The following is a 23,902-nucleotide window of genomic DNA, read 5'->3' as shown; positions in this document are numbered from 1 at the left end:
CCCAGTCCGAGCCAGAGAACGGATGGGACCGGCTGATCTGTTCCGTATTCGCTGCCCAGGCCGACAAGAGCAGAATGCCCTTTGTCAGACTTGAATTTGAAGATTCTGGCGCTCGTAGTGACGCGGCGGATCGCAGTTGAGCTGAAGGACCGCCAACAGATTGCAGAGGCGGGCGTGACCACCGGCCTTTCCCTTCCCCTGATCCAGAGCTGGACGCCCATCCGCGGCGAGGGGAAAGGCCGCCACTTCATGGCGGAAGTGCGCTGGAAGCAAAACAAACCCGAAGGTGAGCTGCGGTTTGGTGTGGACTTCTCTTCAAGAACCGACGGAGCTGGGGATGGAGACTTCCGCCGCGCGGCCGGAGAGAGGCAACTCGTCCGGGGGCGGCTCGTCGCACACCCAAGGCTCGAAGTCGTGTGCAACGGTATGTGCGACACCAAGTGCGACAGGAAAATCGCTGATATAGGAGCATTTTCAATCAAAGTGTCGCACAGTAGCACTGAAATCAGACTTACTTCTTGGGGAACCTTTATTCGTCACATCGCAGAAGAAAGAAAGTTCAAGAGGTGTGCGACAGTGCGACACGAAAGGATATTCATTGATTTACCAGTGCACACTGCGTCGCACACACCTTGGCTGAATTGTGCGACAGGGCCATGCCCCCACTCCCCTGACAGCGCTTGTGCGGGTCCCGGTGCCAACACTATTGGATGCAGCCCCTGAACCTTCCGAATTAGGGCCTTGTGGGCGCTGAACTTATCAACCATGATCGACAGCGTGATATGGTGCGGATATCTGGAATTCCCAGATGCGCAACTGAACATCAGGTCACGCTCGTCGGCAGGCGGCGTGGCTGAGAAAAAGTGCAGGCCCCTTGAGGGCTAGGCTAACCGCGCCGGCAGGCGCGTTGGCTGAAGATCATAGTGCAGATGGCCGTTTCATAGACGAGCATCACGTCACAATCGCTGGCAGGCATCGTGACGGGACGATCATCCAGGCCCTCGTGGCCACGTGCAGGCGCCGGCAGGTGCGTGCACTTTAACAACAGTGCAGACGTTCCCTTTCGAGTGGACGTCACGTTACGATCGCTGGCAGGTATCGTGACGGAAAGATCATGCAGGCCCCCGTGGCCCGGGCAGACGCCGGCAGGCGCGTGCACCGAGAATCCCGTGCAGATAGCTTCGCGTTGTGCTCCCTATCTTCATCCAGGAGCATCGATATGCCTGCCACTACCCGACTCGATCTGGACGCCGGCGCTGAATTCAGCGGCCGCAGCGTCATCACCCTCCGCCGTTACATTAGGACCGGTCGTCTCCCCGCCGTCAAAGATGGACGCAAGATCTATGTCACCCAGGCGGATCTTGAAGCCGCCGTCAGACCCGTTCCCGTCGTAGCATCCGACGGCGATCTGAAGAGCTGGGCGCGCCGTATGGCCGCCGCTGCCCCGCCGTTTAGGCCTGAGCAGCGGGACCTCATTGTCTCGACATTCACCTCAGCCCTCGGTCGTGCGTAGACATGACGGCAAAGGAAAACCGCCCCGTCAGTGACGAGGCGGCTCAAATAGCGTTTGGCGGCGCTGACCACCATATTAACAGCTTGCTACTCACATTTGACGAGATTTTCGTCGAAAGTGCCATTTCGACGTGCCAAAGTGTCGGCAAGATCGCGTTAGACAAACTGGGCTCACTATGCGTCCAGAAAACCGAGGAATTGCTGAATAGGCAAAATGCTGCCCGCAAGGTGGCCGGGATGAAAGCGCTGCGGTCCTTCCAGACTCTGCAGCCAGTACAGGCCGCTATCTTGCTCGAAGCCGCTTTCTCGATCCGCAATGTGGTTCCTGGCGGTACAGCATCGGATGATGGTCTGGGCCTGCTCTCGTTCTATCAGGACGAAGGTGATTACGCTGGCGCTTACCGACGCTCCGATTTAGGTCTCCTTGACCAGCTGGCGGGCAAACTGCGCCCGACCGGTGATCGTAATTGGCACAAGGAAGTCGAACTGGCATTGTGTCGCCGAGTGCCAAAGGAACCTGAACTGGTAGACCCGGATGAGCTGCCGATGAATGACTGCTCGTACAACTACCGCAGCGGCGTGCGGACCCCCTTCAGTCCTGAGCACGTGACGCTGTCGAAGTTTGCAACACGTCTGCCCCTTACAGCGCCGCCCGTCCCCCAGTTCGTGAACGAAGACGGCACCGTCTGGAACGCCTGGCACTGGTTTTGTGAGGTCATCCCGGATAAGGACACACGCATTTTGGTCATACAGGTCATCGGGATGTGCCTCCGCCCTGCAGTTGACTGGCGTGTGCTCGTTTACTTCATCGGAGAAGGCTTGAACGGAAAGGGCACGGTCATTGAGCTGATCCGGGCGATCGTCGGCGTGCACCTGGTGACCAGTATCCCGCCGAGTCGGTTCGCCGAACAGTTCGCCCTCAGTGCAGCGGTCAGCAAGCGGCTCAACTTGGTGGATGAAGATGACGTGGGCAAGTTCATCGAAAACGCTGCGGTACTCAAACAGGTGATCTCGAGAGACCCCATACTGCTCGATCGCAAACACAAGGATCCGATTTCTGTGCAATTGATCATGAGCACCCTGGTAAGTCTGAACGATTGGCCGAAGCACAAGGACAAGACGGAGGCCATGTACGACCGCCAGGTGTTTATTGAGTTCCCCGAGCGGTTCGCGGACGCGAAGAAAAACCCGGCCGTCAAAAACGACTACGTCAAGCGCGCCGAAGTGCGCGAGTGGTTCGCATACATGGCGCTCATGGAGCTGCCGGCATACAACAAGCTCAGCGAGCCCGAGAGTGTCGCGAAGGCAAAGGCAGAGTTTCGTGCTGACTCGGACAAATCTTTTGCATTCTGGGAAGAGCACGGCAGCAACTTCGAACGGGATTTTCTCCCCTTCGACATGCTCTACCAGCTCTGCAGTGCACACGAAGCGCGCGTGAACCCGAGAGGTTCGGTCGAAGCGATGAAGGTCTTCACCGGGCGCCTGAAGAAGCATGTGAATTCCGACGAGTGGATCGTACCCCTTGGCGGCAACGGCAAGGACAAGGAACTCAGCATTAACCAGTGGATCATTGGCCCCGAACCCGTGCTCGCCGAGTTCGACTACGTGCCCGGAGTGGCCAACTGGAACTGGGACGAGTACGCCTGCAACAGCGCCGGAGGCATCACTCGTTGGATGACAACGAAGCGTAAGGCCCGGGGCTTCGTCCGCCGCTCGGCGTGGGAGGCACATGAAAGCGTCGGAACTACCCCATATCTGGCACGCCACCCGTAGGCGGAGCACGTATTAACAGCAACTGATGGCCCGGTCGATTCCTTGCCTGGAAGCGGCCGGGCCATCTGCGCGTGGTGTGTTTCGTTATGCCTGTAGGGGCTGTCTGGCTGCGCCTTCGCAGGGTGCAACCGTCGCCGAACGGGAGCTCCGAACTGTGCAAACATTCCTAGTCAAAGTCTGCACACCGGGAGTCAGTGCTGCAGGGTGCAGCACAATATGAAATGCGTGCAAACGGCCACAGGCCCATGCGGTAGTAGCTCAGATGGGCAGAGCGGCGGATTCCAAACCCGCAGGCCGCCTGTTCGAATCCTGTCCACTGTGCAAGTCGTTAAACACAAATCGCCGCCTGCAGAGAAAGGCATCTGCGGCGGCGAGTCGGGATTGGCCTATGGCTTATTGCCTCGGGGTTCAAGGTTGCCGGCCTTCCACTCCGGACGGGTGAACGTATCGCCACAGGACAGGCAACGCCTGTCCCCCGAGTCCATGCTCAGATGGTATTCCTTGTCGACCTGGGGGTGCTCGCACCAAGGGCTGCCAGCGGCGATCCAGGCTTCTTCAATCTTATTTGCTGCTGCGAATTGAACCATTATCTTCTTTCTTTAAGGGGTTTTATTTCTACCCTCATATTATACCAGAAATTGCATCGCAAAACAAGCTCGGTGCGTTTATCGAACACTATTGGAGTTTGCTTTGTCATGCGCAAAACAGGGCATCGAGAAAGAATCAAACACTTTCATTAAAAGGGGACTCTTGACCACTGAATCTCGTACCATCGAGTTCCACCGCACGTTCGGCCACCGGTCTAGGTACTGCGCGTCGATTCCGTTAGCGCGTTCGGGATGCCCCGCTTCGACCAGATGGTCGCGGAGTACGGCCAGAAGGAGCGTCGGCGTCGTCAGGCGCTATCGACGACGAAGAACTTGTTGACGCCGACGGCGCCAAAATCAGGACTGCTCGCCAGAACGAGAGAGCCGATGTAGTGCGAGGCCTTCGGGTCCTCTCCCATAGAGCACTCCAGCTCGACCAGAACATGGTCTTTTGGATGACATCCCGACGTCGTTGTTCGCGGACCATTGCCGCCCCGTCGACCACCTGGATGAACCCGCCGCAGTCATCGCCGCATTCACGGACGCCGCTGGCGGCCAATAGTGATCACGACCGACTAGTCGTCCGCCGACCTACCTTTGCCTTCACCGCCGCCGACAACATAACTGTCATTATGTTGTTGAATTATTCGCTTGCTGAACCCGTCTCGGGCCAAGCAAGCTGGTAGATCCACGCGAGGGGCTCCCGTGGACCAGCCCGTGGGCTCGCGCCCACAGCCGTCCGGTCCGACTCTTGCTCCTTTGGTCTGCATAGGGCTCATTCAAGGCATCTCCAGAATCTTGAAGCGAGGCGGAGGCAGACTCCCCCGCGAACGCTCGGACGACAAGGAGGAACGGTCGATGGCCCGGTGGTTCTCAGCCCGCCGGCGCGAGGCAGCGCAAGGCACGCTTCACCCAGCCTACGGCGAGGTCCTGTCCCAAGTCCCCGGATGGGACTGGAACCCCAGAAAAGCGGCCGAGGAAGCCCAATGGCACCGACGGCTGGCCCAGCTCGTGGACTTCCGCGAACAAGGCAACGATTGGCCCCGACACAAGAAGTGCGATTCTGAGCGGGGGGGACACACCCTCGGCCTGTGGGCGCATGCCTCCGCGAAAGTCTACGAAGCGGCCATCAAGAAGGCCGGCGGAGAGCTCCCCGCATCGGTACGGAAGTTGGCCCGAAGGGACAATTGACGAGCGCTAGCCGCCGGGCCTGCACGCGGGACGGGCACCAATCCGGCAGAATGCAGGTATGCCCGAAAATCACTTCGACACCGACGCAGAGCCTCGGGTCACGACATCACGGCCGGCACCTGACATGGCGATCGCTAGCGAGGCCGGTGAGGTGATCGGGCACATGCTCGGCGACGGACGGTCTGTAATCGACCCGACGGCTACAATCTGGACGGCCGAGGCGGCCGAGGACCTGCGCTCGAGGATCGGGGACAACCCGATCCTCGGGGCCGATCAACGCCAGTGGGACAAGTTCGACCAGCAGCTTGAGGGCGCCTCCCAAGAGGTGGTGCTCCTCGCAGCCGAGCTCGTGTTCCTGCGCGAGCACCCGCTATCCTCGGCCCGGCCCCAGACCCGGCGCGCCCACGTCGAGGGAGTGCTCGCCCACCTCCGCTCCCCCGTGACGATCCCGGAGCCGATGTCGGCTTGGCTGGCCCGCCCCGCCGGGACTGCAGGGTTCGAAGGGGGTATGGGGTACAACGGGGCGCTGTGGCGGCACATCATCTGGGCCGCCACCTTCGTGCGCCACTGGAACGGGCTGGCGGAGACGGAGCGCGAGGCTGCACGCGCCGATCCGTGGGAGCTGCAGCGCGTCATGCTCGCTTCCGGCAGCGACCGGCCCGACATTCGCAACGCGCTGCAGTTTCTCGCCCGCCCGGACACATTCGAACCGATCTCATCGGCCCCGATGAAGTCGAGGATCCGCGATGGCCTGGCCGATCGGATTGGCGGGGCGACGGGGAACGACCCGGCCTCGATCGATCGCGACCTCCTCGCGATCCGCTCGTCCCTCACCGTCGAGGTTGAGGGGCCGTTCCACTTCTGGACGCCGGCGGTGGCGCAGCTCTGGGACCCATCCCGGGCTGAACCCACCTCGACAGATACCGGGACTGCTGACCTGGGCGATCCCCGTCCACGGCACTACTGGCTCTACTCCCCCGGCGCGCAGGCATCGGAATGGGAGAGGTTCTCATCCGAAGGCATCATGGCGATCGGCTGGGACGAGCTCGACGACCTCAACACCTACCCGAGCCGTGAAGCGATCCGCCAAGCGCTCGACCCCGAGGGGACCGGCGGGTCGCTGAGGAACGACGTCCTCGCGGTGTGGCAGTTCCAGCATGATATCGCCGAGGGCGACATCGTCTTCGCAAAGCGCGGACGAAAGGAGATCCTGGGGCGCGGCGAGGTCACCTCCGCCGCCCGATTCGAGCCCGACCGTGGCTCGTACATTCATGTCCGTTCTGTGGAGTGGACGCACACGGGGTCCTGGGAGCACCCCGGAAACGCCGCCCTCAAGACGCTCACCGACATCACTCCTTATCAGGACTATGTCGAGCAGCTCGAAGCGCTCGTCACCGGCGAGGACGAGCCCGCCCTGCCCGCCACGACGGTGCCGCTGCCACAATACGACCGGGCCGCATTCCTACGGGAGGTCTACCTGCCCGAGGAACGGTACGAGCGTCTCCGCTCCCTGCTGGCGCGCAAGAAGAACGTCATCCTCGCGGGCCCGCCGGGCGTCGGGAAGACCTTCGCCGCCAAGAGACTGGCGTATTCCATCATGGGCGAGAAGGACCCGAGCCGCGTCCAGATGGTCCAGTTCCACCAAAGCTACTCGTACGAGGACTTTATGATGGGGTACCGCCCCACGGAGACGGGCGGCTTCGTCCTCGCCGAAGGACCGTTCTACCGGTTCTGCGAAGAAGCCCGCGCCGACGACGCCGACCGGCCGTACTTCTTCATCGTCGACGAGATAAATCGCGGCAACATCTCCAAGATCTTCGGCGAGCTGCTTATGCTCATCGAAGCCGACAAGCGCGGGCACGACCTCCGCCTCCTGTACAAGAACGAAACATTCTCCGTGCCCTCCAACGTGCACATCATCGGCATGATGAACACCGCCGACCGCAGCCTCGCCGTACTTGACTACGCGCTGCGCCGTCGCTTCGGCTTTTTTGAGATGGGGCCGGGCTTCGACTCGGAGGGGTTCACCCGCTGGCAGCAGGACGCGGGCAGCCCTTCGCTCGACAGCGTCGTCGCGGCGGTCGTCGACCTCAACAAGGCGATCGCCGCCGACCCCGCACTCGGCCAGGGCTTCGCGATCGGGCACAGCTACCTCTCCAGACCCCCGGCCGGCGACAGCGAGGAGACCTGGCTCCACTCGGTCGTCGAGGACGAACTCATCCCCCTCCTCGACGAGTACTGGTTCGACGAACCGGCCACGGCCGAGGAATGGGCAGTCAGGCTCCGGGCCGCGCTCATATGACCGACCGCTCGATCGCCATCCGCAATGTGTACGTGATGATGGCTTACGCCTTCCGGACGATCCGAAGCGACGGCAGCGACCGGATCGCGGCCGAGACCTTCGACCACCTCCACGACTTACTCGCGGAGATTCTCGTGCACGGCGTCGGTGCACAGGTCAAACGCGGCCTCCACCGCGACTACCTGCGGCGCAGCGACGACTTAGCCACCGTGCGCGGCCGCATCGACGTTGCCCGGACCGTGGCCACCCGCTCCAAGGTCCGGGGCAGGCTGGTGTGCGAGTTCGACGAGTACGAACCCGACACGCCCTACAACCAGGCACTGAAGTCGGTCATGGTCCTCCTCATCCGCCACGGGGAAGTCTCCACGCAGCGCAGAGACGCGCTACGTCGGCTCCTGCCATACCTGGACGCGGTGACGCTGATCCCACCGACTTCGATCCGCTGGGACGGGCTCACCTACCACCGTGCGAACTCCGCGTACCGGCTGCTGCTCGGTGTCTGCGAACTGATCGTGCGCGGGCTCCTGCCCACCCAGGCCGCCGGTGCAGCAAAGCTCGCTTCATGGGTATCGGACGACGCGATGAGCAGTCTGTACGAGCGCTTCCTGCGCGGCTACTACGCCACCCACCACCCCGAGTTCTCCCCCGCCGCGTCCACCGTTTCCTGGGACTTCGATGAGACGAGGGCGCTCGGAGCCGAACAGCTCCCGGCAATGCGCACCGATGTCACGCTCCGGCGTGGGCGGCGGACGCTGATCATCGATGCAAAGTACTACAGCCGATCGATGCAGGTCGGCATGTGGGGGAAGGCGACCATACACTCTGCGAACCTCTACCAGGTGCTGACCTATGTGAAGAACGCCGACGTGGACCGCGACGGATCGGTCAGCGGCCTGCTGCTATACGCACGCACAGACGCTCCTTTACAGCCAGACCTGGATGTAACGATCCAGGGCAACCGGATCGGCGCTCGGACGCTCGACCTCGACCGGCCGTGGGCCGATCTCAGAGCCCAGCTCGAAGACACAGCCAGATGGCTTGAGGACTGACTTCGGCCACTCGCCAGAGTTTCTATTGGCCGGGATTCGCGAAGGTGTACGGCGGAGTTCCGATCGCATCCCGGTGCAGTCCTTCGCGGCACGCTAGTACTGGCTGCGTCGATTAGCACCTGCCTTCGACGCCTCAGTGGGAGCTGACTCTCTGACATGTCTGCGGCCCGTCGCCAGCACCCCCTATAACCCGCTGCTGCCCTTCCACTCCTCCGCCGTCACGCGTTTAATGCTGGATGACTGCGCCCATCCCAGGTGGTATGCACCGGAGACATCCAGCCACTCGATCAGGCCGTAGCGGCGTGACCAGGCGACGGCCTTGCCGTAGATGCTGCCGACCTGCACCAGGGGACGGCCGTACTTAGGGAAGTCCCGGATCGGCGAAGTGTCATCCATCGGACGGCTCTTGTCGGCGTCCAGGCGCGCCATCATCCGGTCCACGTCCTCTTGAGAGCCTGCCTTGATCACGCCCCAATTTTAGGACGAATTCTGGGGTTTATCGAACATACGTTCTCCACAGACCCCTCCACATTCGAACAAATTTTCGCTTTGCCCGCGGTGCCGCGATCTATCATGGCTCGTCGGGCACCGTAATACACCGCAGAGCTCAATGAGCGTCGCGGTCGGCCACCCTCTGGCGGACCAACTCGACTTGTTCCAGCGCCCTGGCAAGAGGAATCCGTTCCTGCTCGACGCGCCGGTGGCCGGTGTGCCGCGCATCAAGGAGACGCAGGTAGACCGCACGCTCTTCCGCGCGGAGCCTGTCCACCGGCCTCGGGACGCCGGGCAGGAGCACTCTGCCTGTCTGGTCCAGTTCGGTGCCGAAGGCCTCGTAGGTCTCGTAGTCCTCCGGGCCCATGAGAATCGAGTCGATGTCGCGGTCGAAGTCGGCCCGGTATCCGTCCAGGATCTCGTAGCCGTCGCGGTCCATGTCGCCCCAGTAGACCAACACCGGGGAATCCCTGATCCACGGGAATGATGCGGGCGTCTTTCCGCCCTTGCCAACCCCCTCGACAGAGATGCCGCCAGCCAGGGGCGGAAAGTGGATTGCGGTGTCCTTGTTCTCAGAGATGACGACGGTCTCCGGCACGTAGGCCGGTGTGAATCTGTCGCCGGCTGTCGCCGAGTCGTGGACGCGGCCGCCGGCGGCGAGGTGGCCGGGGTCGAGATACGTGAAGTGGATCCGGGGCGGGTGGCCTGGCAGCAGGCCGAGGTCGTCGAGCCCGGTGAGCGCCTGAACCCCGCGGCGGTGGGATTGCAGCCACTTCGCGTGCACCCCCGGGATCGGGACCTGGCGTGGAGTGACCCCAAGGTTGGCGCGGGCCGGGTCCTCCCGGTACCAGTCGGCGACGGAGAGGAGCAGCCCGAAGTCAACGTCCCGGTACGCGTCGAGGGTACGGAGAGTCTTCCCGACCTCGACCAGGTGCGGATGCCTATCGCGCAAGACGTCGAGCCGCTGGCGTGCCCGGGCAAGCCTGTCGGGCCAGACTCCGCCGGCGATAGATGCGGCATGGTCGATGGATGCCACCCGCGCGTGAGTAGGAACTGGCTGCGTGGTCCTGCCCTTTGCCGCGCGGTTCTCGTAGTCGAGGACTACCTCGTGCGCCCTCGCCCAGTCCTGCCACTGCACGGTCTGCGCGTGCACAGCGGAGTAGTCGGCCCGGAGCTCAGATGTTGCCGGGCGGCCCAGGGCGAAGGCGTGCGGAAACGCCCTCTCCTCCCCGGTCAGGTGGGCATGCCACCTGCCGCTCAGTCGACGGCGGATGTCTTCGGTGACGGCCGGCGGTGTTTTCATGCGCTGTCCCGGGTGTCCTGCTCGTCGGGGAGGTCGCTGACGTAGGAGTAGCCCCGCGCGTTTTTGGTGACGGTCAGGAGCAGGTCCATGTGCGGCTCAAGCGACGTCACCTTGTCCAGCGGGGCGCCGATAATGAGTTGGAACCCCAGGTTCTGCCAGGCCCGGACGGACCGGCCCGCGAACTCGCTGTCCGATAATACGAACCCCTCGTCGAGAAACACCGGTGCGAACGTGGGCCGGGAGCGGGTCTCGTCCCCCAGCTGATAGCGCAGTGCCGACCCGACGACGAAGGCCACCAGTTCCTGGGTTTCGCCGCCGGACTTATCACCCAGGTAGTCGTAGGTGGCGATCTCACGGCGGGTGTCCTTGTCGAGGCAGGCCGCGGTGATGACGACGTGCTGGCGCACATCGAGGTAGCGATCGCGCTGGGACGTCGAGGATTTGGTGTGGCCCTCCGGGATGCGGATGCGGGCCATGAACTCGCTCAATTTCTTGAACCTCGCCTCGATCTGGTCTTCGGTGAGCTCCAGCGCCAGTCCCGAGGACAGCTCACGCAGGCCGCGGCGGAACCTGCCCAGGTCTTCGCTCTGAAGTCGGCGGAGGGTGATCTGAAGGACACCGCCCTTGTCCCCGAACGGCAGCGTTTCGAGAATCCTGTTGATCGGCAGGAGACGGTCTTCGATGTCTGCCAGGGCGGTGTCGAAGGCGTCGTTGAGCCGCAGCAGGTCATCGCTGGACCACGCAGCCAGTTCGCGCCGCCACTTGTTGCGGCGTTCGTAGAGCCCCTCGGACTGGATCCGGTCGAGGATCTCGCGGTAGCCGTCCGCCGAGTCGGCGGTGGTGCCCAGATTGTTCTCGGTCCAGCTGCTCTGATACGCCTCGAACATGCTCACCATCGCGTTGGTGGCGCTCTTTGCGTTGCGCCGCGCGGCCTCGGATTCCTCCCTGAGCCGCTTGCGCAGCGCCGTGATGTTCGGCTCGAATGACTTCAGGCTCGTGGCCTCCCAGTTGCTGGTGAACAGCTCATCCAGGTACGCCTGCTGAGCCTCGGTAACCGTTGCCGTCTGCCGGTCGACAATGTCGTCAGTCGCAGCCTGCACGGTGTCCTGCTGCGTGACGAGGCCGCCCCACAGGGACTGCAGCTTCTCCATGTCGCGTTCTGCCAGGACCCGGGCCCGGTTCGCCTGCCCGTGAAGGGGCCTGATCTGCTCGTCCTCGGCCTCCAGCGCATCGAGGATCTCATTGGTGCTCCGCAGCCTGCTGATGGCGTCCTGCAGCTCCGTGATCTCCCGGTCGATCCCGAGGTGGTCGATGGCGGCCCAGTTGCTGTCCTGGACGAACAGGTGGGCGTCACGCTGCCGCCTGAGGTCAGCCCGGCGCTGCATTATGTCCCGGATGCGGTCGTTCGCCTTGGCGATCTCCGGCTCCAGCTCTGCCAGCAGCTCCGCGACGTCCTTGAGCCGGCGTTCATTGGAGAACCCGATGATGTTGCCCTCGCCTGATTCCCCGTGGGCGCCGCGGTCACCCGAGCGGGTCTGCCCGGACTTGGTCACCCGCGATCCGGAACCGGCAAGTCCGGCTGCGTCGGACACGCACAGGTGGTCGACACCGCTTCCCGCTACCCTGTCCTGGACCCAGCGCGAGAACGGGGAGTCCAGGAACGCGAGCTTGCCGGAGACCATTGCCGGGTCGCCCTGCCAGTCCTCGTGTTCGGCCAGGGTCACTGCCTGGTAGTTGATGCGCGGCCTGATCGTGACCCCGTCAATGGCCGCAGAGAGCCGGTCACGGGTGCTGCGGTCGACCAGCACGGTCCGTGCGAGGCCGCCGAGCGTCGTTTCAATGGCCTTACGCCAGGTCTCCTCGCCCGGCAGGAGGTCAATGAGCTCCGCGACGAACGGCAGATCACGCATAGGATCCAAGTCCGCGGCTTCTGCCATCCGCAGCCGGGCGTTGTGCAGCCCCCGCGGGACCATTCCGGCCCTGTCCTTGAGGGACGCGGCCTCCTCCGTGAGGTCCTTCCGCCGTGCTGTGAGCGGTGCCAGGTCCTCACGGGCGCGCCCTTCCTGCTCGTCCAATGCACTTTCGCGGGCACCGAAACCGGACAGGAAGTCGGCGGCGGCAGATTGCGCCTCGGCGAACTGCCCGGCCGTCTCGGGCACGACGAGGTTGATGGCCTCGGTCTTCATCTGGAACTTGAGATTCGCCTGGTAGACCGCGTCGCGGCTGCCCTCAAGGCTTGCGATCTTCTGACGGCGTTCCTCGATCGCGCTGCCGCCATTCGCGTCTTTGTCCCGGGCGATCTGGGCGAGGCGTGCGCCGTACTCGGCTTCGTCCGCCTTGACCTGGGCGAAGGTACGGCTGGCCGCGCCGTGGTCGCGGCGGTTCGCCAGCACCGCGTCGTCAAGAAGGCCACGTTCGGTGCGAAGCTTCCACAGGCGGAACGACGAGGGCCCATCGTCGTCGGCACCGAACTGGCGGATCAGCAACTCCTTCGCTTCGGCGTCCGCAAGCTCCGTCTGAAGTGCAGGAAGGCGCTGCAGGACCTTGACCTTGTTGGCTTCGTCGACCATCTTCGAGTACGACGCCTCCAGATTGGCGAAGTGCAGAATCGCCTGATCGGCGGCCTGGTACGTGACGGGTTCTTCCAGCACCATCGTCTTGTACAGCCCGTCCACGCGTTTGACCTCCATCCCGGCCTGGAGCCGAGCGAGAAGCCGCATGGCTTTGCGGCCCCCGTCGGCCCCGCCGATGCCGAGGCGGGTGTGGAGGGTCCCCTCGAACTCCCAGAAGGTGTTGAACGTGGTGAGTCCGGGCACGGCTGCCTTCAGTGTCCGCTTGTCGAAGCGGCTGGCGGCCAGCGGCGCGAGCCTGGACGTGTCGAAATAGCCCTCGTAGGCAGCGAACGTCGTCGTGACGTCGCCGTTGACGGAGCCGCCGGCCTTGACGAAATAGATTCGCATCGCCGTGTAGCGCCGGCCCTGATCGTTGACGAAGGTCGCGGCCAGAGCACCCCAGACCGGCGTCATGCCGGCACCGCGCAGCACCTGATCGCGCATCTCGTCCGAGCCGTCGACCCGGCTGGTGTCCATCTTGCCGCGGAGATAGGTCAGCAGGTTCCGCTGCTCCGCCGACCGGGCTCGACCACCGGCGTCGTTGGACGCACCGTTGAACGGCGTGTTGGAGGGCATCATCAGCGCGATGTAGGCATCCAGGACGGTCGACTTCCCGGTGCCGCTCGCCCCTGAGAGCAGGGTGGAGCCAGGCGAGAACGGCACCTCGGTGCGGCCGTGGAAGCCACCCCAGTTCACCAGCTGGAGCGCCTCAACCCGCCATTGGGCGTGCTCCGTCGCGACTACCTGCAGATCGGGTATTTCCAGTTCGAGGGTCATGCGTTGTCCTTCCCCAGCTCGGTCAACAGGTCTGGTTCATCGTCGTCTTCGTCGTCGGTATCGGCGCCGTCGCCGTCACCCTCCGGCGCGGTGCCGTTCTGCTCCATCAGCCACGTCCACAGGGTGCGCAGCTTCTCGACCGGCATGAGGATCTCAATGATGGGAGAGATCCGGAACCTGTCGGGATCGGCGGTTTTCAGGAGCAGGCCGGCCGTTGCCAGCCCGTCAATCGCCTTCAGCGCCCGTTTCTGGTCCATGGCGCGGTGGGTCGTATGCTCGGGGCGCTGGTCGGCCACTTCATCGAGGAGCGTCTGACGGTCCACAAAGACGACGTCTTCACCCTCCTGGCGCTGGGAGAAGAGCCTTTGCCGCAGGTAGACCATCATGATGGTCTCCTCTTTCGTGTGGGACACGTCCCGCAGCAGTGACGGCAGCGGATCTCCCGTCTCCGAAACCGCCTGCCGTTTGAACGCGATCTGGTGGTCCCGGTCGATGAAGAGCTCGAAGAACAGCTCGTTGAGCCGGCCACGGATAGTCTCGGCGTTGGCAAGGAGAACCTGCCAGTGGTCGGGGTGACGCTCCGCCGAGAGATACCGGTGCTTCAGGAGTGCATGGAGGCATCTGCGCTGGTCCGGGAACAGGGTCGAGGCATCGCTCTCGAACATGGACAGCGAGCTCTCCGCACCGTCCTCGTCCCCGGCCGGCGAGTCCTCCGACAGAAAGTCCAGGGGGTCCACGGAGTCTTCGTGGATCGCGGCGACGTCTGTCATTGGCGTGCTCCTTCTGTATCGGTGGCCTGCGCATCCCCTGCGGGCCGGATCGTGGCGGACGGCATCAGAAATGTGCGCGTACTCCCGTCGGGCCGCACCGCCGACACAGCCTCGCGCTGGTCGGGATCGGTATGGGCTCCGAGCCGGGTGAACAGGTGCAGGAGCCCGAGGATCTCGACGGGCCGGCGGAGGTCGCCTGGCAGCGAGTTGAACAGCGCCGCGGCGGACTCAAGATCCCCGTTGGCGGATTTCTCCTCGATCCGGCGGCGCAGCTGATCCAGCGACGGGCCGCCCTGCCTGCGGATGTCCTCCAGGGACAGCGCCGCCGGCGCCTCATCCGAGACGTCAGCGAGTGGTTCGGGCGCACGCTGGCTGTCCGGGTCGTAGGTCTTGAAGCGCAAGGCCGCGATGTCCAGGCCAGGCGGGATCAACTGGACAGCGACGTGGTCCCGGGCGCGTGCCGACTGCATCCAGGCCCGCATTTCCCGGTCGATGCCGCGCAGTACCGTGTCGAGCTCGCGGTTGCGGATGTGGTCGTAGTTCTCGATGTGTTCCCGGAGCGTGGCGGTGAGGCGCTGGCGCTGATCCAGGACGTCGGCGATGCCGCGGCGGATGATGTCCACCGCCGTGCGCATCTGGCGCTGTTCATCGGCAGGGAGTCGGCCGGCCCCGGGGTGGGCCAGGATGGCTTCCAGATCGGAGCGCAGTCTTGTCAGCCAGTCAGGTTTGCGCAGGAGCTCCAGGGCGCCGGCAAAGGCCCTGCCCTCCGCAGTGCCGGTCAGCAGGCTGGACGCCTGGGCAAGGTAGTCGTCGACCACTTCCCCGACGGGGCGCTCCTCCTCACGGAACCTCTTGGTGATTCCCCGGTGCATCTCCCGTACCGCCTCTTCAACCCGGCGGAAGTCGGACGGCAGGCCATCGAGCTCGCGGAGCACGTTGGAGAACTGCTCGGACAACTCCGCCTCCGAGGATTCCCGCAGCTCGCCGCCGGCGGCCAAGTGGTCGTACTCTTCCTGCAGGATCGCGATTTCTTCGGCGAGCCTGCGCTTACGCTCCTCGCGGTCCGGGTTGGCCGCCTGGGCGGCGTCCGAGATGACCCGCCGCATGGTTTCGATGCGCGACACGGAGACGTTGAGCTGGGAACGGCTTGCCCGGAGCACATAGTCCAGGGCCTGCCTCGCGTCGCCGGTGAGCTGGTAGGTTTCCTGCCCGCGCCCCGGGTCCCGGTACAGCCACCGCTCACGCACCCACTGCATGGCGAGAGCTTTGCCGCCTGTCGACGGCACTGTGTACCCACCGGCCCGGAGGTCGTCCAGAAGGGCTTCAACCCGGGTGTGCAACTGTTCGACCGGAACCGGCTGCGAATCGTCGGGGAAGACAGCCGACAGCAACGGCATGGCAATGACGGCGGATTTGCGGTCGAGGAGCTTCAGGGTGGGCGTATTGAGCGCAGCTTCAATGCGCGCGACACCGCCTTCGATGTCAGTTGCCATGCCGCACTCCTATCGTCGATGAAGCCTTGGGTCTGCTCCGCCGTCAGCCGGCTGCCGGAGGGCGGGCTGCTTCTATTTGCCTCAGTAGCCGGTCACGCTCCGTTGTCACCGCGCCCAGGGCACCTTCTGCCCGGTCTCCGCGTGACCGCTCTGCGGACAGTTCAGCGGCGTGGGCGGCCGCCGCTGAGGCGGCAGCTTGCTCGGCGTCGGTTCGGACCCGCTCCAGTTCAGCTTCGAGTTCCGCCACCCGGCCGTCTGAGGTTGTGAGGTCCGCTGTGAGGGACCTGTTGTCCTCCTCGACCACCCGGAGGCGGCCGGTCAGGGTCTCGCGCTCGGAAGCGAACAGGTCACGCGCGGCTGAGTACGCTTCCCGCCAGATGCCGCTAAAGCGGGCCGTAACGGACTCCGGCGCCTCGGGGATGTGCGCTTGGGCCGCCTCGCGTTCATTCCACGTCGTTGCAGCCTCGGTCGCGACCGCCATGGAGACCCCTGCCCGTGCGCGTACGGCACGGCTGGTGACGGGCAGGCCTTCGGCGGCCAGAGCCTCGGCGGCCACGGCTGCGCGGCGTTCAGGAGCGGAAGCAGATTCTGGGGTGCTCATACGTGATAGTAACGCTAGTAACGAGTAACGGCAAGATATGCTACTACCGATACTAAAACCCAGTCGGCTTCGCGCCGGCGGTCCACTTCGGATCCGGCCACCGCGAGCCGCTTCCAGTGAATGCGCGCGCGGACCTGGTCTGCGACAACGAATGTGCTGAGGGTTCATAGCATCAGCATGCCAAGCAGCACCGACAATGGCGGGCGGGCCCACCTGTCGCCGGGTCAATGGGCTGCGTGGCGGACCCCTTCCAGGGACATTGAATCGCGATTTTCGTACCTCTTGTATACGGGGGCGAAAACAGCCCTCTCCGGGTGCTCCCCCAGGACCTCCCGCTGACCGCTCAGAACCGCCCGATTGCTCTGGCCACTTGCGGCAACACCGGGCGCCAGGGCGCACGGACACCACCGGCCCCCAGCGCTGCGAGAGTCCGCAGGTCTGCCGGACCTCTTCCGTATCCCGCGTCAATCTACGCCAGCAACCGCGCGGCTCAATCTGCCGACGCCGATGAACCCTTCACCCGTGGTGCGGTTAGCAGGAATTCGCCGGCCACGCACAGCAATGCGGAGGTTTCAAGCGCGCCAGGTGCTTGCGCGCGGTGCACGGCGTCGTTCCGGGCGCTGTTCAGTTCCTTGAGTTTCTCGTAGGGCACGTCGAATTTGATGCCGGACACTTCGGCAATATTGATGGAAGCGCCCAGCGTCGGACGGCCCTCCAAGCGCTTACGCTGCTTGCCAGGAAGATCGCCAATCCTGCTTTTCAGGATCCCCGCGAGTGCGAGCTCAAGCGCCGCGGCGGCGTCGATGATTGCCCGCCGGAAGAAGCCGCGGGCGTAGGCGGCCCTGGCGTCACGGTAGAGGAGCAGACCCAGGGGCGGCTCAATGTCGTCCCGGACAGCAGCGAGGATCAACTGCCAGCCCGACGCGGTGACCGGCTCTACGGGAGGAGACGAGAGTCGAAAGCCCAGGACGTCCTCGTGCTTTGGGGCAATGAACGTCAGCCCGGCTCCAACCGTTTCCGCGGTGTAGACCCGATGATTCGGGTCGAGGTCCTGTCCCGTCTCAATCTCGGCCCAGGTGCGCACGCCGTCAAACCAGAATTGGATGTATTCTCCGAGCTGCTGGTCGGCACCCCACGAGCGAGTGGTATCCGGGGGAGCTTCCACGGCAGTGATGACGATTCGGCGTATGGCAGTCGCCGGCTGGAACTCCTTGGCAATCGTGGCTGCGTACTTTGTTGTCCATTCGACCAGCTTCCCGTCCACGGATTCCGGCAGGACAACGCCGTCGACAACCGGGGGTCCACCCACGGGACATGGTCCTCCGGCATCACGACGTCGAATCGGACCGGGCCCACGCCGGACGGATAGGTCCGGCCCAAGGCCTCGGCGCTGACCCAGATCGGAACGGGGAGTTCGTAGATCGCGGTCATGGTCTCGGCATCCGGCGGAGTCGCTTCCTCCGCAGTCAAATCGTTCACGACACCAAACTACTTGGTGCCCGAGGCGAGGCCTGTCTCTACGCCAGCGCCCTGGCGACGTCGTAGCCGGCGGACTTCTGGAGGTTGTTCCGGGCTCTGTCGTACCGCCTGGTTGTGCGCGGATCCGCGTGTCCCATGCTGTCCTGCAGGTCGTGTAACGCGGTCCCCGAGTCTAGGGCAATCGTGGCGAATGTGTGCCGCAGGCTGTGAGGGCTGATCTGTCCGTCGATGCCCACCCTACGCGCGAGGCGCTGAACCGGCCCACTCCAGTTCCTCGCTAAACCCTCCTGTGTCTCCGGCGGACCATGCCTAGAAGCAGGCCGCTGGCATCGAGGGAGAGCCACGAGAAAGCGGCGGCAAACCGCCTACCGAAGGTGGACATGGCCTGCGGCCGGTCTTGCGCTGCCGGCACCCGCACGGTCGCTGCCTTCCGTTCCTGGCCAATCTGCCGAAGCCATGCCTTCACAGCAGCGGTCCCCGAGACCCCACCCGACCCCGGTCTACTGGATTGCCCGACGGTCCGGCTCTGTTGCCAGCGAATCAACTGCCTCACACCTCTGGCATCCAAGGCGGTCGCCGTGAGATCGACTCACGGCAGGTCATGTCGCAAGGTGGGTCCCCGCTGATGAACCAACGTGGGCAAGAGAATTTGTGTCGAATGTCGGGAGGGCTTCGAACCGAGCCGCGCCTCCCAACGCTTCTGCTCGACTCGCTGCGCTAACAGACACCGCGATCGTCGACGTCGGCAGCGCCTCTCGGGGTCAACACCGATGCCCTCCGCGGCATCACGAGACGGCTCCGAACCCGCCACGCCCACGCGTCGTAACCGAGCAACAGGCGGACTGTCTCGCATCCAAGGCCCCAGCAGCAGAGGCGTGGATTCGCTCCACGCCCAACTCCGACTTCAAGCCGTAGACATCGATCGCCTCGAAGCCGAGGCCGCGGAACAACGGGCCACCGCCCAAAACCTTCGCCGAGAGCTTGACCGGCTCCTGGCTATTCAGAAAGCGGATGCCCACGACCTGGTCCATGTGGCCGGGAGGCTACTGGCAAGTAGTCGGGCGACCGACGTCGAACTGGACCCCAAATCCAAGGAGTTGTTCCGCCGCCGAGGATGGAATAACCCCGCCCGCCAAGGACAGCAGCCATGACCATGTCCATCGCCCGGCTTTCGGCTCAGTCCGGCCTGAAGTACCTGTTCAAGACCATCATGATGGATGACGCAAGGGTCGCTCCCACGGACGCCACGACCTACTACATGAAGTCGGGAACGCCACTCGGCCGCTGGATAGGCTCCGGCCTGCCAGGAATCACTCGTGAAGCTGGGGACATCGTCACGGACACGGACGCCAAGGCCGTCTTCGACCAGGCCGCCCACCCAGACAATGGCACTCCCCTCGGCCGACCCCATGGCCAGCCGACGCTCGTCCAAAAGAGCGGGGGAAGAACCGAAACGCGCCTCGCCGTCGTCGGATTCGACCTCACTTTTAGCGTGCCCAAATCCGTCTCGGTCCTCTGGGCCCTCAGCCCACGAAGCATCCAGGACCAGATCCTCCAGACCCACCACCAGGCCGTCAGCGCCACCCTGCAATGGCTCGAGGAGTCCGTCATCCACACGAGGGCTGGCCGCAACGGCGTCGCCCACATCGGCACCCGTGGGGCTATCGCCGCCGCCTTCGACCACTGGGAGTCACGTGCAGGCGATCCTCAGCTGCACACGCACATGGTCATCGCCAACCGGATCCAGCGCATCACCGACGGTGCCTGGGTGACACTGGATTCTCGGACGCTGTACAAGACGGCAGTCGCGGCCAGCGAGCGGTACAACGGCCTCCTCTTCGACGCCCTCAGCCGCAACCTCGGCACCGAGACGGACTTCCGCAAGCCGGCCGCGACCACACACAACCCCAGCCCGCAACTCGCCGGCGTCGACGATGCGCTGATTCGCGAGTTCTCCAACCGCTCCCGCCTTATCGATCTCGAAACCGACCGGCTCGTTGCCGAATGGACCGCCGGCCACGGCACTCCCCCATCCGCGACAACCATCATCAAGCTCCGGCAGCAGGCCACCCTTTCAACCCGAACAGCCAAATCGGAAACGGTCGCACCACTGCACGAACTCTCAGCGCAGTGGCAGAAGCGGGCAACCAACAAAGGCTTTAGCCCAAGTCATGTTCTCGCCGCAACGGTTCGGCGCAGCCAAAGAACCCCATTCCGCTCCCGTGACTTCGCTCCGTCCTGGAACGACGCCGTCGGGTCACTGGCACGGGAGCGTGTGGCCATGAAACGTGCCACCTGGAACCGGTGGAACCTCATCGCGGAAGCGGAACGTGTCTGCGCCGAAATTCGCTGCAAAACAGCGGAGGACCGTAACGCCATGATCGATGCCGTGGCCAGGGCCGCGGAAAACCAGTCCGTGGCGCTCAACGAGCGCCGTTACACCGTCCCGGTCGATGCGCATTCTGATCTTCATTTCGCAGGACATTCGGTCTTCGAGTTCCAGGGCTCCCGCCTGTTCACGGATGCAGGAACCCTTGCCGCCGAGGATGCCGTCATGGACGCAAGGAACGACGACGGCGGTCCGGTCGTGGGCGCAGAAGTCACCATGGAATCGCTCTCCCTTTACAAGCACCATGGCCGTCTGGAATTGCACTCTGATCAACGCGCGGCTGCAGCCACTGTCTTGCTCAGCGGCAACCAGCTCGATGCCATCGTAGGTCCCGCCGGTACTGGCAAGACCACCACACTCGGTGCGGTTAAGGCAGCTTGGGAAGCAGGATTCGGCACGGGTACCGTGGTTGGCCTGGCACCGGCAGCAGCAAGCGCCGAGGTTCTGGGGCGAGAGCTTGCAATGACCACTGAGAATGTCGCCAAATGGCTCTACGAGTCCGCTGGTCAGGGAGCCGGTAACCGGGCGGCCCAGCTCTTCGATGCGGAGCAGCGTCTTACTCTTCACCAGGGCGACAGGAACCCACACACCGTCCGGCTGGCACAGAAGGCCGCATGGCTCGCTGCCGAACAGGACAGGTGGCGTTTTCATCGGAACCAGCTGGTCGTCGTCGACGAGGCCTCGATGGTGTCCACTCTTCAGCTGGCCGCCTTGGTACAGCAGGCGCGAGACGCCGGGGCGAAGGTCCTGCTGGTGGGCGACCCGGGACAACTGGACGCCATTGATGCTGGCGGCATCCTTGGCTGGCTGGACCGTCAAGGCAAGACGTCCCGGCTGACAACTATTTGGCGGTTCGAGCAGGTCTGGGAGCAAGGCGCATCACTGAAGCTCCGGTCTGGTGATTTCTCTGCAGTTGCCGAGTACAACCGGCACGGACGCCTCCGACACGGTTCATACCTGGACATGGTCGATCAGGCCTATCTCAATTGGCAGGCGGACATTAAGGCCAGCAAGTCCTCCATTCTCATTGCAGCCGAGAATGACACCGTGAGCATGCTCAATCAGCGTGCCCAGGCCGACCGGGTTATCCAAGGTGACGTAGACGCCGAGCAAGCGGTACCGATCAGTGAGGGATCACGTGCAGGCCGCGGTGACGCCGTCATCGCCCGCCAGAATGACCGCACAATCATGGACAGCAATGGAGACTTCATCCGGAACGGAACCATGCTCGACGTCGTCCGTGCAGACCGGCGTAACGGTTCCCTCACCGCCGTGCGCCGGGATACCGGTGCAACCATTTCCTTGACCCGCGACTACGTAGCGAATTCAGTTGAGCTCGGATATGCGACAACTGCCCACCGTTCGCAGGGCCTGACGGTGGACACAGGACATACCGTCGTGACGCAGGGTCGTCTCACACGAGAGCTGCTGTATGTGAGCATGACCCGTGGACGCGTGGGAAACCATGCCTATGTCAGTGAGAGCGATCCGCTGGAGGACGAACCTCTGGATCCCGCCCTGCAAGCCACATGGCAGCAGATCCTAGGCGAAGTCCTTGCTGCCGAGGGCGCTGAACGGACGGCCCACGAAGTCCGCGACGCGGAGAGGACGAAAGCGGATAGCTTGCAGCGCCTCAGTGCTGAGTTCGATTATCTCGCGCAAATCGCCGCTGCCGAGGACCTGTCGGCATTCCTCGAGACGTACTCCGCCGGCTCAGTGGCTGAGCTGCAGCAGTCTCCAGCCTGGGGCGCGACTGTTGCGGCCTGGCGCCGCTCTGTTCAGGTCAGCCGTCCAAGCGCCCAGCGCGTGGTGAAGGCCACCCTGGGAACCAGCGAATCGGCCAAAGAGGTGGCAGCCGTGGTCCATTCCCGGCTCCGGCGCTTCCTCACTGAGATGCCCGCAGTTGCAGAGGATCCGCTAGCCCCAGTGCAGTCCCCACGCCCTGATCTGACAAACCTAATTAGCCAAGTTCAGGAACGGATGCGACACAGGATGGATCACATCATCAGAGGCGCCCTCACTCATGATGCGGTATGGAAACGGAACCTTGTGGACAGTTTGGACCCGGACACCCGGTCAGATCACGCACACGACGTCGTAGGCCGGGTCGCGATTTTCAGGGACAGATGGGGCATTGAAGATTCACCGCTTCCTTTGGGACCCGTTCCAGCAGCGTACGAGTGGGAGCAACGGGAGCAGCGCGCGGCCATTGACCAGCTCATCGGCCGGCTGGCTCTCCCGCTTACCGGACGGCCGCAGGGGCACGGCTGGGTTGGAGAACCGGTCACTCAAGCAGACAGCCTTATCAATGTCGGCTGGCAGCTCTAAACTGGCACGGGGGTAACCAGTGGAAGCTAACCCAGTCCTGAAGCCGAAGCTTGCGACGCCTGCGCTGATCCTCGTCAGCCTGGTGACGGTGATCTGTGCCGCCTCTCTTCTAGCATCTATTGCCGCGAGCTGGCCGTCTCAATGGCCATCAATGATGGCGGCTATTGCATTCCTTCTCGCTGCGCCCATCGTTGGTGCGATCTGGCTGGCCCGGGTACGTCGGCGGCGTAGTTGGACGGCGGCAGCAAGGGAGAGGTGGAAGTACTTCGATGAGGCGAAGCGCCTACACGGCACGACGGCGGAGGTCACCGTGCTGAGCGTCGATGCCCTTGAGCCCACAGGATCTTGGATCACCATCAAGTGGAACCGCTTTGACCACGTGCAGCCCGCTTGGCTTGAGTCCCTGCACGAACCAATCTGGCCCGGCTCCGTGCTACTTATTTCACCGGATCCTGCTCAAGTCATGCCGGGTTTGCCGTGGCCGGCAACATACTACCTGCCTGCTTCAGACTGCCTTGCCTGGGCGCCGGCGGCGGCCAACGCGTGAGCAAGCCAAGGAGTGCTGGAGGAGCGCTAGGACTGTGGCGACGAGCGTAAGTAGGCGATGAGTCGGCTGGCCCAGGTATGGCTCCCACTTTCCCACAAGAGGTTTGTTATTGAAGATGCAAACCAACAACGCCCACAACGACGCATTCCAACTGAACCAGACAGCGTTCGTGGCTGAGGAACGGCTGCAGCTGGGCGTGACCCGCCCGGCCGCCATCGTGAAAGTGACAGGACTATGACCCGGGCAGCAGCACGAAAGGCCGACGATGCACCGGCAGACACCGAGGCACCCACAGCTGCGGGCCCGGCACCGGCCGACGTCACGGTAAGAGTCGCGGCCCCGTACCAAGTCAGCCACGACGGCAAGGTCTACGGCAGCGGCGAAAGCGTCACTGTGCCGGCCGACGTCGCCGAACCCTGGCCGCCGGTCGGCTGGGTCAACACCGGCAACAAAGCCAAGTAATCCGCGAAGAATCCGGCCGCAGGGTGGTGGGGTAGGTCGCGTCGCTGGCCGAAAGCCGGCGACCGCCCCTCCACCGGGTTGCGGTGTTCTCTCCCGCAGAAAAAAGACCCACAACTCGGGCCCGCTGAACGGCTTTTATGTTGAGGATTCAACGACTTCCGGGTCTGTTGCTTACTATCGGGTGTCACTCATACAGCACTCGCACCCACTGGGGGAAATGAATTGAAGAAGATAT

17 protein-coding genes are annotated in these 23,902 nt (G+C 63.8%); 8 read left to right on the top strand and 9 right to left on the bottom strand.

Translation table 11 applies throughout. The annotated features are described in order from the left end of the window. Window positions 1-1,219 precede the first annotated feature (1,219 nt). The 4 genes from DBZ45_RS09000 to mcrC all read left to right on the top strand — a co-directional run bounded on the left by DBZ45_RS09000 (window position 1,220) and on the right by mcrC (window position 8,414). A complete protein-coding gene (locus DBZ45_RS09000; RefSeq protein ID WP_190243065.1) occupies window positions 1,220-1,513 on the top strand; it encodes a helix-turn-helix domain-containing protein in 294 nt (97 codons plus the stop codon). A 2-nt stretch (window positions 1,514-1,515) separates the two neighbouring features. Next, entirely contained in the window at window positions 1,516-3,285 is a 1,770-nt protein-coding gene (locus DBZ45_RS08995) for a phage/plasmid primase, P4 family (RefSeq protein ID WP_111903577.1), read from the top strand. A gap of 1,836 nt (window positions 3,286-5,121) precedes the next feature. Further along, window positions 5,122-7,365 (top strand): AAA family ATPase, encoded by a 2,244-nt coding sequence (locus tag DBZ45_RS08985; RefSeq protein WP_223256988.1) that lies wholly within the window; start codon window positions 5,122-5,124, stop codon window positions 7,363-7,365. Beyond that, window positions 7,362-8,414, top strand: a complete 1,053-nt coding sequence (gene mcrC, locus DBZ45_RS08980) for a 5-methylcytosine-specific restriction endonuclease system specificity protein McrC (RefSeq protein WP_111903575.1) — start codon at window positions 7,362-7,364, stop codon at window positions 8,412-8,414. The genes DBZ45_RS08985 and mcrC overlap by 4 nt, the downstream gene beginning before the upstream one ends. A 183-nt stretch (window positions 8,415-8,597) precedes the next feature. On the opposite strand, the gene DBZ45_RS08975 is transcribed toward mcrC, so the two are convergent. The 9 genes from DBZ45_RS08975 to DBZ45_RS08935 form a co-directional block, all read right to left on the bottom strand. After that, window positions 8,598-8,882 (bottom strand): hypothetical protein, encoded by a 285-nt coding sequence (locus tag DBZ45_RS08975; RefSeq protein ID WP_111903574.1) that lies wholly within the window; start codon window positions 8,880-8,882, stop codon window positions 8,598-8,600. 139 nt (window positions 8,883-9,021) lie between these two features. Further along, a complete protein-coding gene (locus tag DBZ45_RS08970; RefSeq protein WP_111903573.1) occupies window positions 9,022-10,209 on the bottom strand; it encodes a Wadjet anti-phage system protein JetD domain-containing protein in 1,188 nt (395 codons plus the stop codon). Further along, on the bottom strand, window positions 10,206-13,598 hold the full coding sequence (locus tag DBZ45_RS08965; RefSeq protein ID WP_111903572.1) for an ATP-binding protein: 3,393 nt from the start codon (window positions 13,596-13,598) through the stop codon (window positions 10,206-10,208). The genes DBZ45_RS08970 and DBZ45_RS08965 overlap by 4 nt, the downstream gene beginning before the upstream one ends. Next, window positions 13,595-14,368, bottom strand: coding sequence for a DUF4194 domain-containing protein (locus tag DBZ45_RS08960; RefSeq protein ID WP_111903571.1), 774 nt, complete (start codon window positions 14,366-14,368; stop codon window positions 13,595-13,597). The genes DBZ45_RS08965 and DBZ45_RS08960 overlap by 4 nt, the downstream gene beginning before the upstream one ends. Next, window positions 14,365-15,861: a DUF3375 family protein gene (locus DBZ45_RS08955; RefSeq protein WP_111903570.1), complete on the bottom strand. Its 1,497-nt coding sequence runs from the start codon at window positions 15,859-15,861 to the stop codon at window positions 14,365-14,367. The genes DBZ45_RS08960 and DBZ45_RS08955 overlap by 4 nt, the downstream gene beginning before the upstream one ends. A gap of 43 nt (window positions 15,862-15,904) precedes the next feature. Continuing rightward, window positions 15,905-16,462: a DNA-binding protein gene (locus DBZ45_RS08950; protein WP_190243064.1), complete on the bottom strand. Its 558-nt coding sequence runs from the start codon at window positions 16,460-16,462 to the stop codon at window positions 15,905-15,907. A 490-nt stretch (window positions 16,463-16,952) separates the two neighbouring features. Then, the gene (locus tag DBZ45_RS08945) at window positions 16,953-17,771 is read right to left on the bottom strand and encodes a hypothetical protein (RefSeq protein WP_111903568.1); all 819 of its coding nucleotides are present in this window, start codon (window positions 17,769-17,771) and stop codon (window positions 16,953-16,955) included. A 208-nt stretch (window positions 17,772-17,979) separates the two neighbouring features. Then, the gene (locus DBZ45_RS23640) at window positions 17,980-18,285 is read right to left on the bottom strand and encodes a tyrosine-type recombinase/integrase (RefSeq protein WP_111903567.1); all 306 of its coding nucleotides are present in this window, start codon (window positions 18,283-18,285) and stop codon (window positions 17,980-17,982) included. A 441-nt stretch (window positions 18,286-18,726) separates the two neighbouring features. Then, window positions 18,727-18,972, bottom strand: a complete 246-nt coding sequence (locus tag DBZ45_RS08935) for a hypothetical protein (RefSeq protein WP_146617472.1) — start codon at window positions 18,970-18,972, stop codon at window positions 18,727-18,729. A gap of 116 nt (window positions 18,973-19,088) precedes the next feature. On the opposite strand from DBZ45_RS08935, the gene mobF reads away from it, so the two are divergent. From mobF to DBZ45_RS08920, 4 genes are all read left to right on the top strand, one after another. Beyond that, a complete protein-coding gene (mobF, locus tag DBZ45_RS08930; RefSeq protein WP_111903565.1) occupies window positions 19,089-22,658 on the top strand; it encodes a MobF family relaxase in 3,570 nt (1,189 codons plus the stop codon). Window positions 22,659-22,677: 19 nt separating this feature from the next. Beyond that, window positions 22,678-23,205, top strand: a complete 528-nt coding sequence (locus DBZ45_RS08925; RefSeq protein ID WP_146617471.1) for a hypothetical protein — start codon at window positions 22,678-22,680, stop codon at window positions 23,203-23,205. 109 nt (window positions 23,206-23,314) lie between these two features. Next, window positions 23,315-23,443 (top strand): phage major capsid protein, encoded by a 129-nt coding sequence (locus DBZ45_RS23190; RefSeq protein WP_146617470.1) that lies wholly within the window; start codon window positions 23,315-23,317, stop codon window positions 23,441-23,443. Beyond that, window positions 23,440-23,667 carry a hypothetical protein gene (locus DBZ45_RS08920; RefSeq protein WP_111903562.1) on the top strand — a complete coding sequence of 76 codons (228 nt, stop codon included), beginning with the start codon at window positions 23,440-23,442 and terminating at the stop codon, window positions 23,665-23,667. The genes DBZ45_RS23190 and DBZ45_RS08920 overlap by 4 nt, the downstream gene beginning before the upstream one ends. The last annotated feature ends 235 nt before the right edge of the window (window positions 23,668-23,902 follow it).

This window comes from Arthrobacter globiformis (assembly GCF_003261175.1).
Taxonomy (GTDB): domain Bacteria; phylum Actinomycetota; class Actinomycetes; order Actinomycetales; family Micrococcaceae; genus Arthrobacter; species Arthrobacter globiformis_A.
The sequence above is the reverse complement of the archived record's forward strand: the minus strand, read 5'-3'. Positions and strand labels throughout refer to the sequence as shown.

What these genes read in the sequence shown, in the direction of transcription:
- DBZ45_RS09000 (WP_190243065.1), top strand. Translation starts at nt 1,220, where the DNA reads ATGCCTGCCACTACCCGACTCGATCTGGACGCCGGCGCTGAATTCAGC.
- DBZ45_RS08995 (WP_111903577.1), top strand. Translation starts at nt 1,516, where the DNA reads ATGACGGCAAAGGAAAACCGCCCCGTCAGTGACGAGGCGGCTCAAATA.
- DBZ45_RS08985 (WP_223256988.1), top strand. Translation starts at nt 5,122, where the DNA reads ATGCCCGAAAATCACTTCGACACCGACGCAGAGCCTCGGGTCACGACA.
- mcrC (WP_111903575.1), top strand. Translation starts at nt 7,362, where the DNA reads ATGACCGACCGCTCGATCGCCATCCGCAATGTGTACGTGATGATGGCT.
- DBZ45_RS08970 (WP_111903573.1), bottom strand. Translation starts at nt 10,209, where the DNA reads ATGAAAACACCGCCGGCCGTCACCGAAGACATCCGCCGTCGACTGAGC.
- DBZ45_RS08965 (WP_111903572.1), bottom strand. Translation starts at nt 13,598, where the DNA reads ATGACCCTCGAACTGGAAATACCCGATCTGCAGGTAGTCGCGACGGAG.
- DBZ45_RS08960 (WP_111903571.1), bottom strand. Translation starts at nt 14,368, where the DNA reads ATGACAGACGTCGCCGCGATCCACGAAGACTCCGTGGACCCCCTGGAC.
- DBZ45_RS08955 (WP_111903570.1), bottom strand. Translation starts at nt 15,861, where the DNA reads ATGGCAACTGACATCGAAGGCGGTGTCGCGCGCATTGAAGCTGCGCTC.
- DBZ45_RS08950 (WP_190243064.1), bottom strand. Translation starts at nt 16,462, where the DNA reads ATGAGCACCCCAGAATCTGCTTCCGCTCCTGAACGCCGCGCAGCCGTG.
- DBZ45_RS08935 (WP_146617472.1), bottom strand. Translation starts at nt 18,972, where the DNA reads ATGGACCAGGTCGTGGGCATCCGCTTTCTGAATAGCCAGGAGCCGGTC.
- mobF (WP_111903565.1), top strand. Translation starts at nt 19,089, where the DNA reads ATGACCATGTCCATCGCCCGGCTTTCGGCTCAGTCCGGCCTGAAGTAC.
- DBZ45_RS08920 (WP_111903562.1), top strand. Translation starts at nt 23,440, where the DNA reads ATGACCCGGGCAGCAGCACGAAAGGCCGACGATGCACCGGCAGACACC.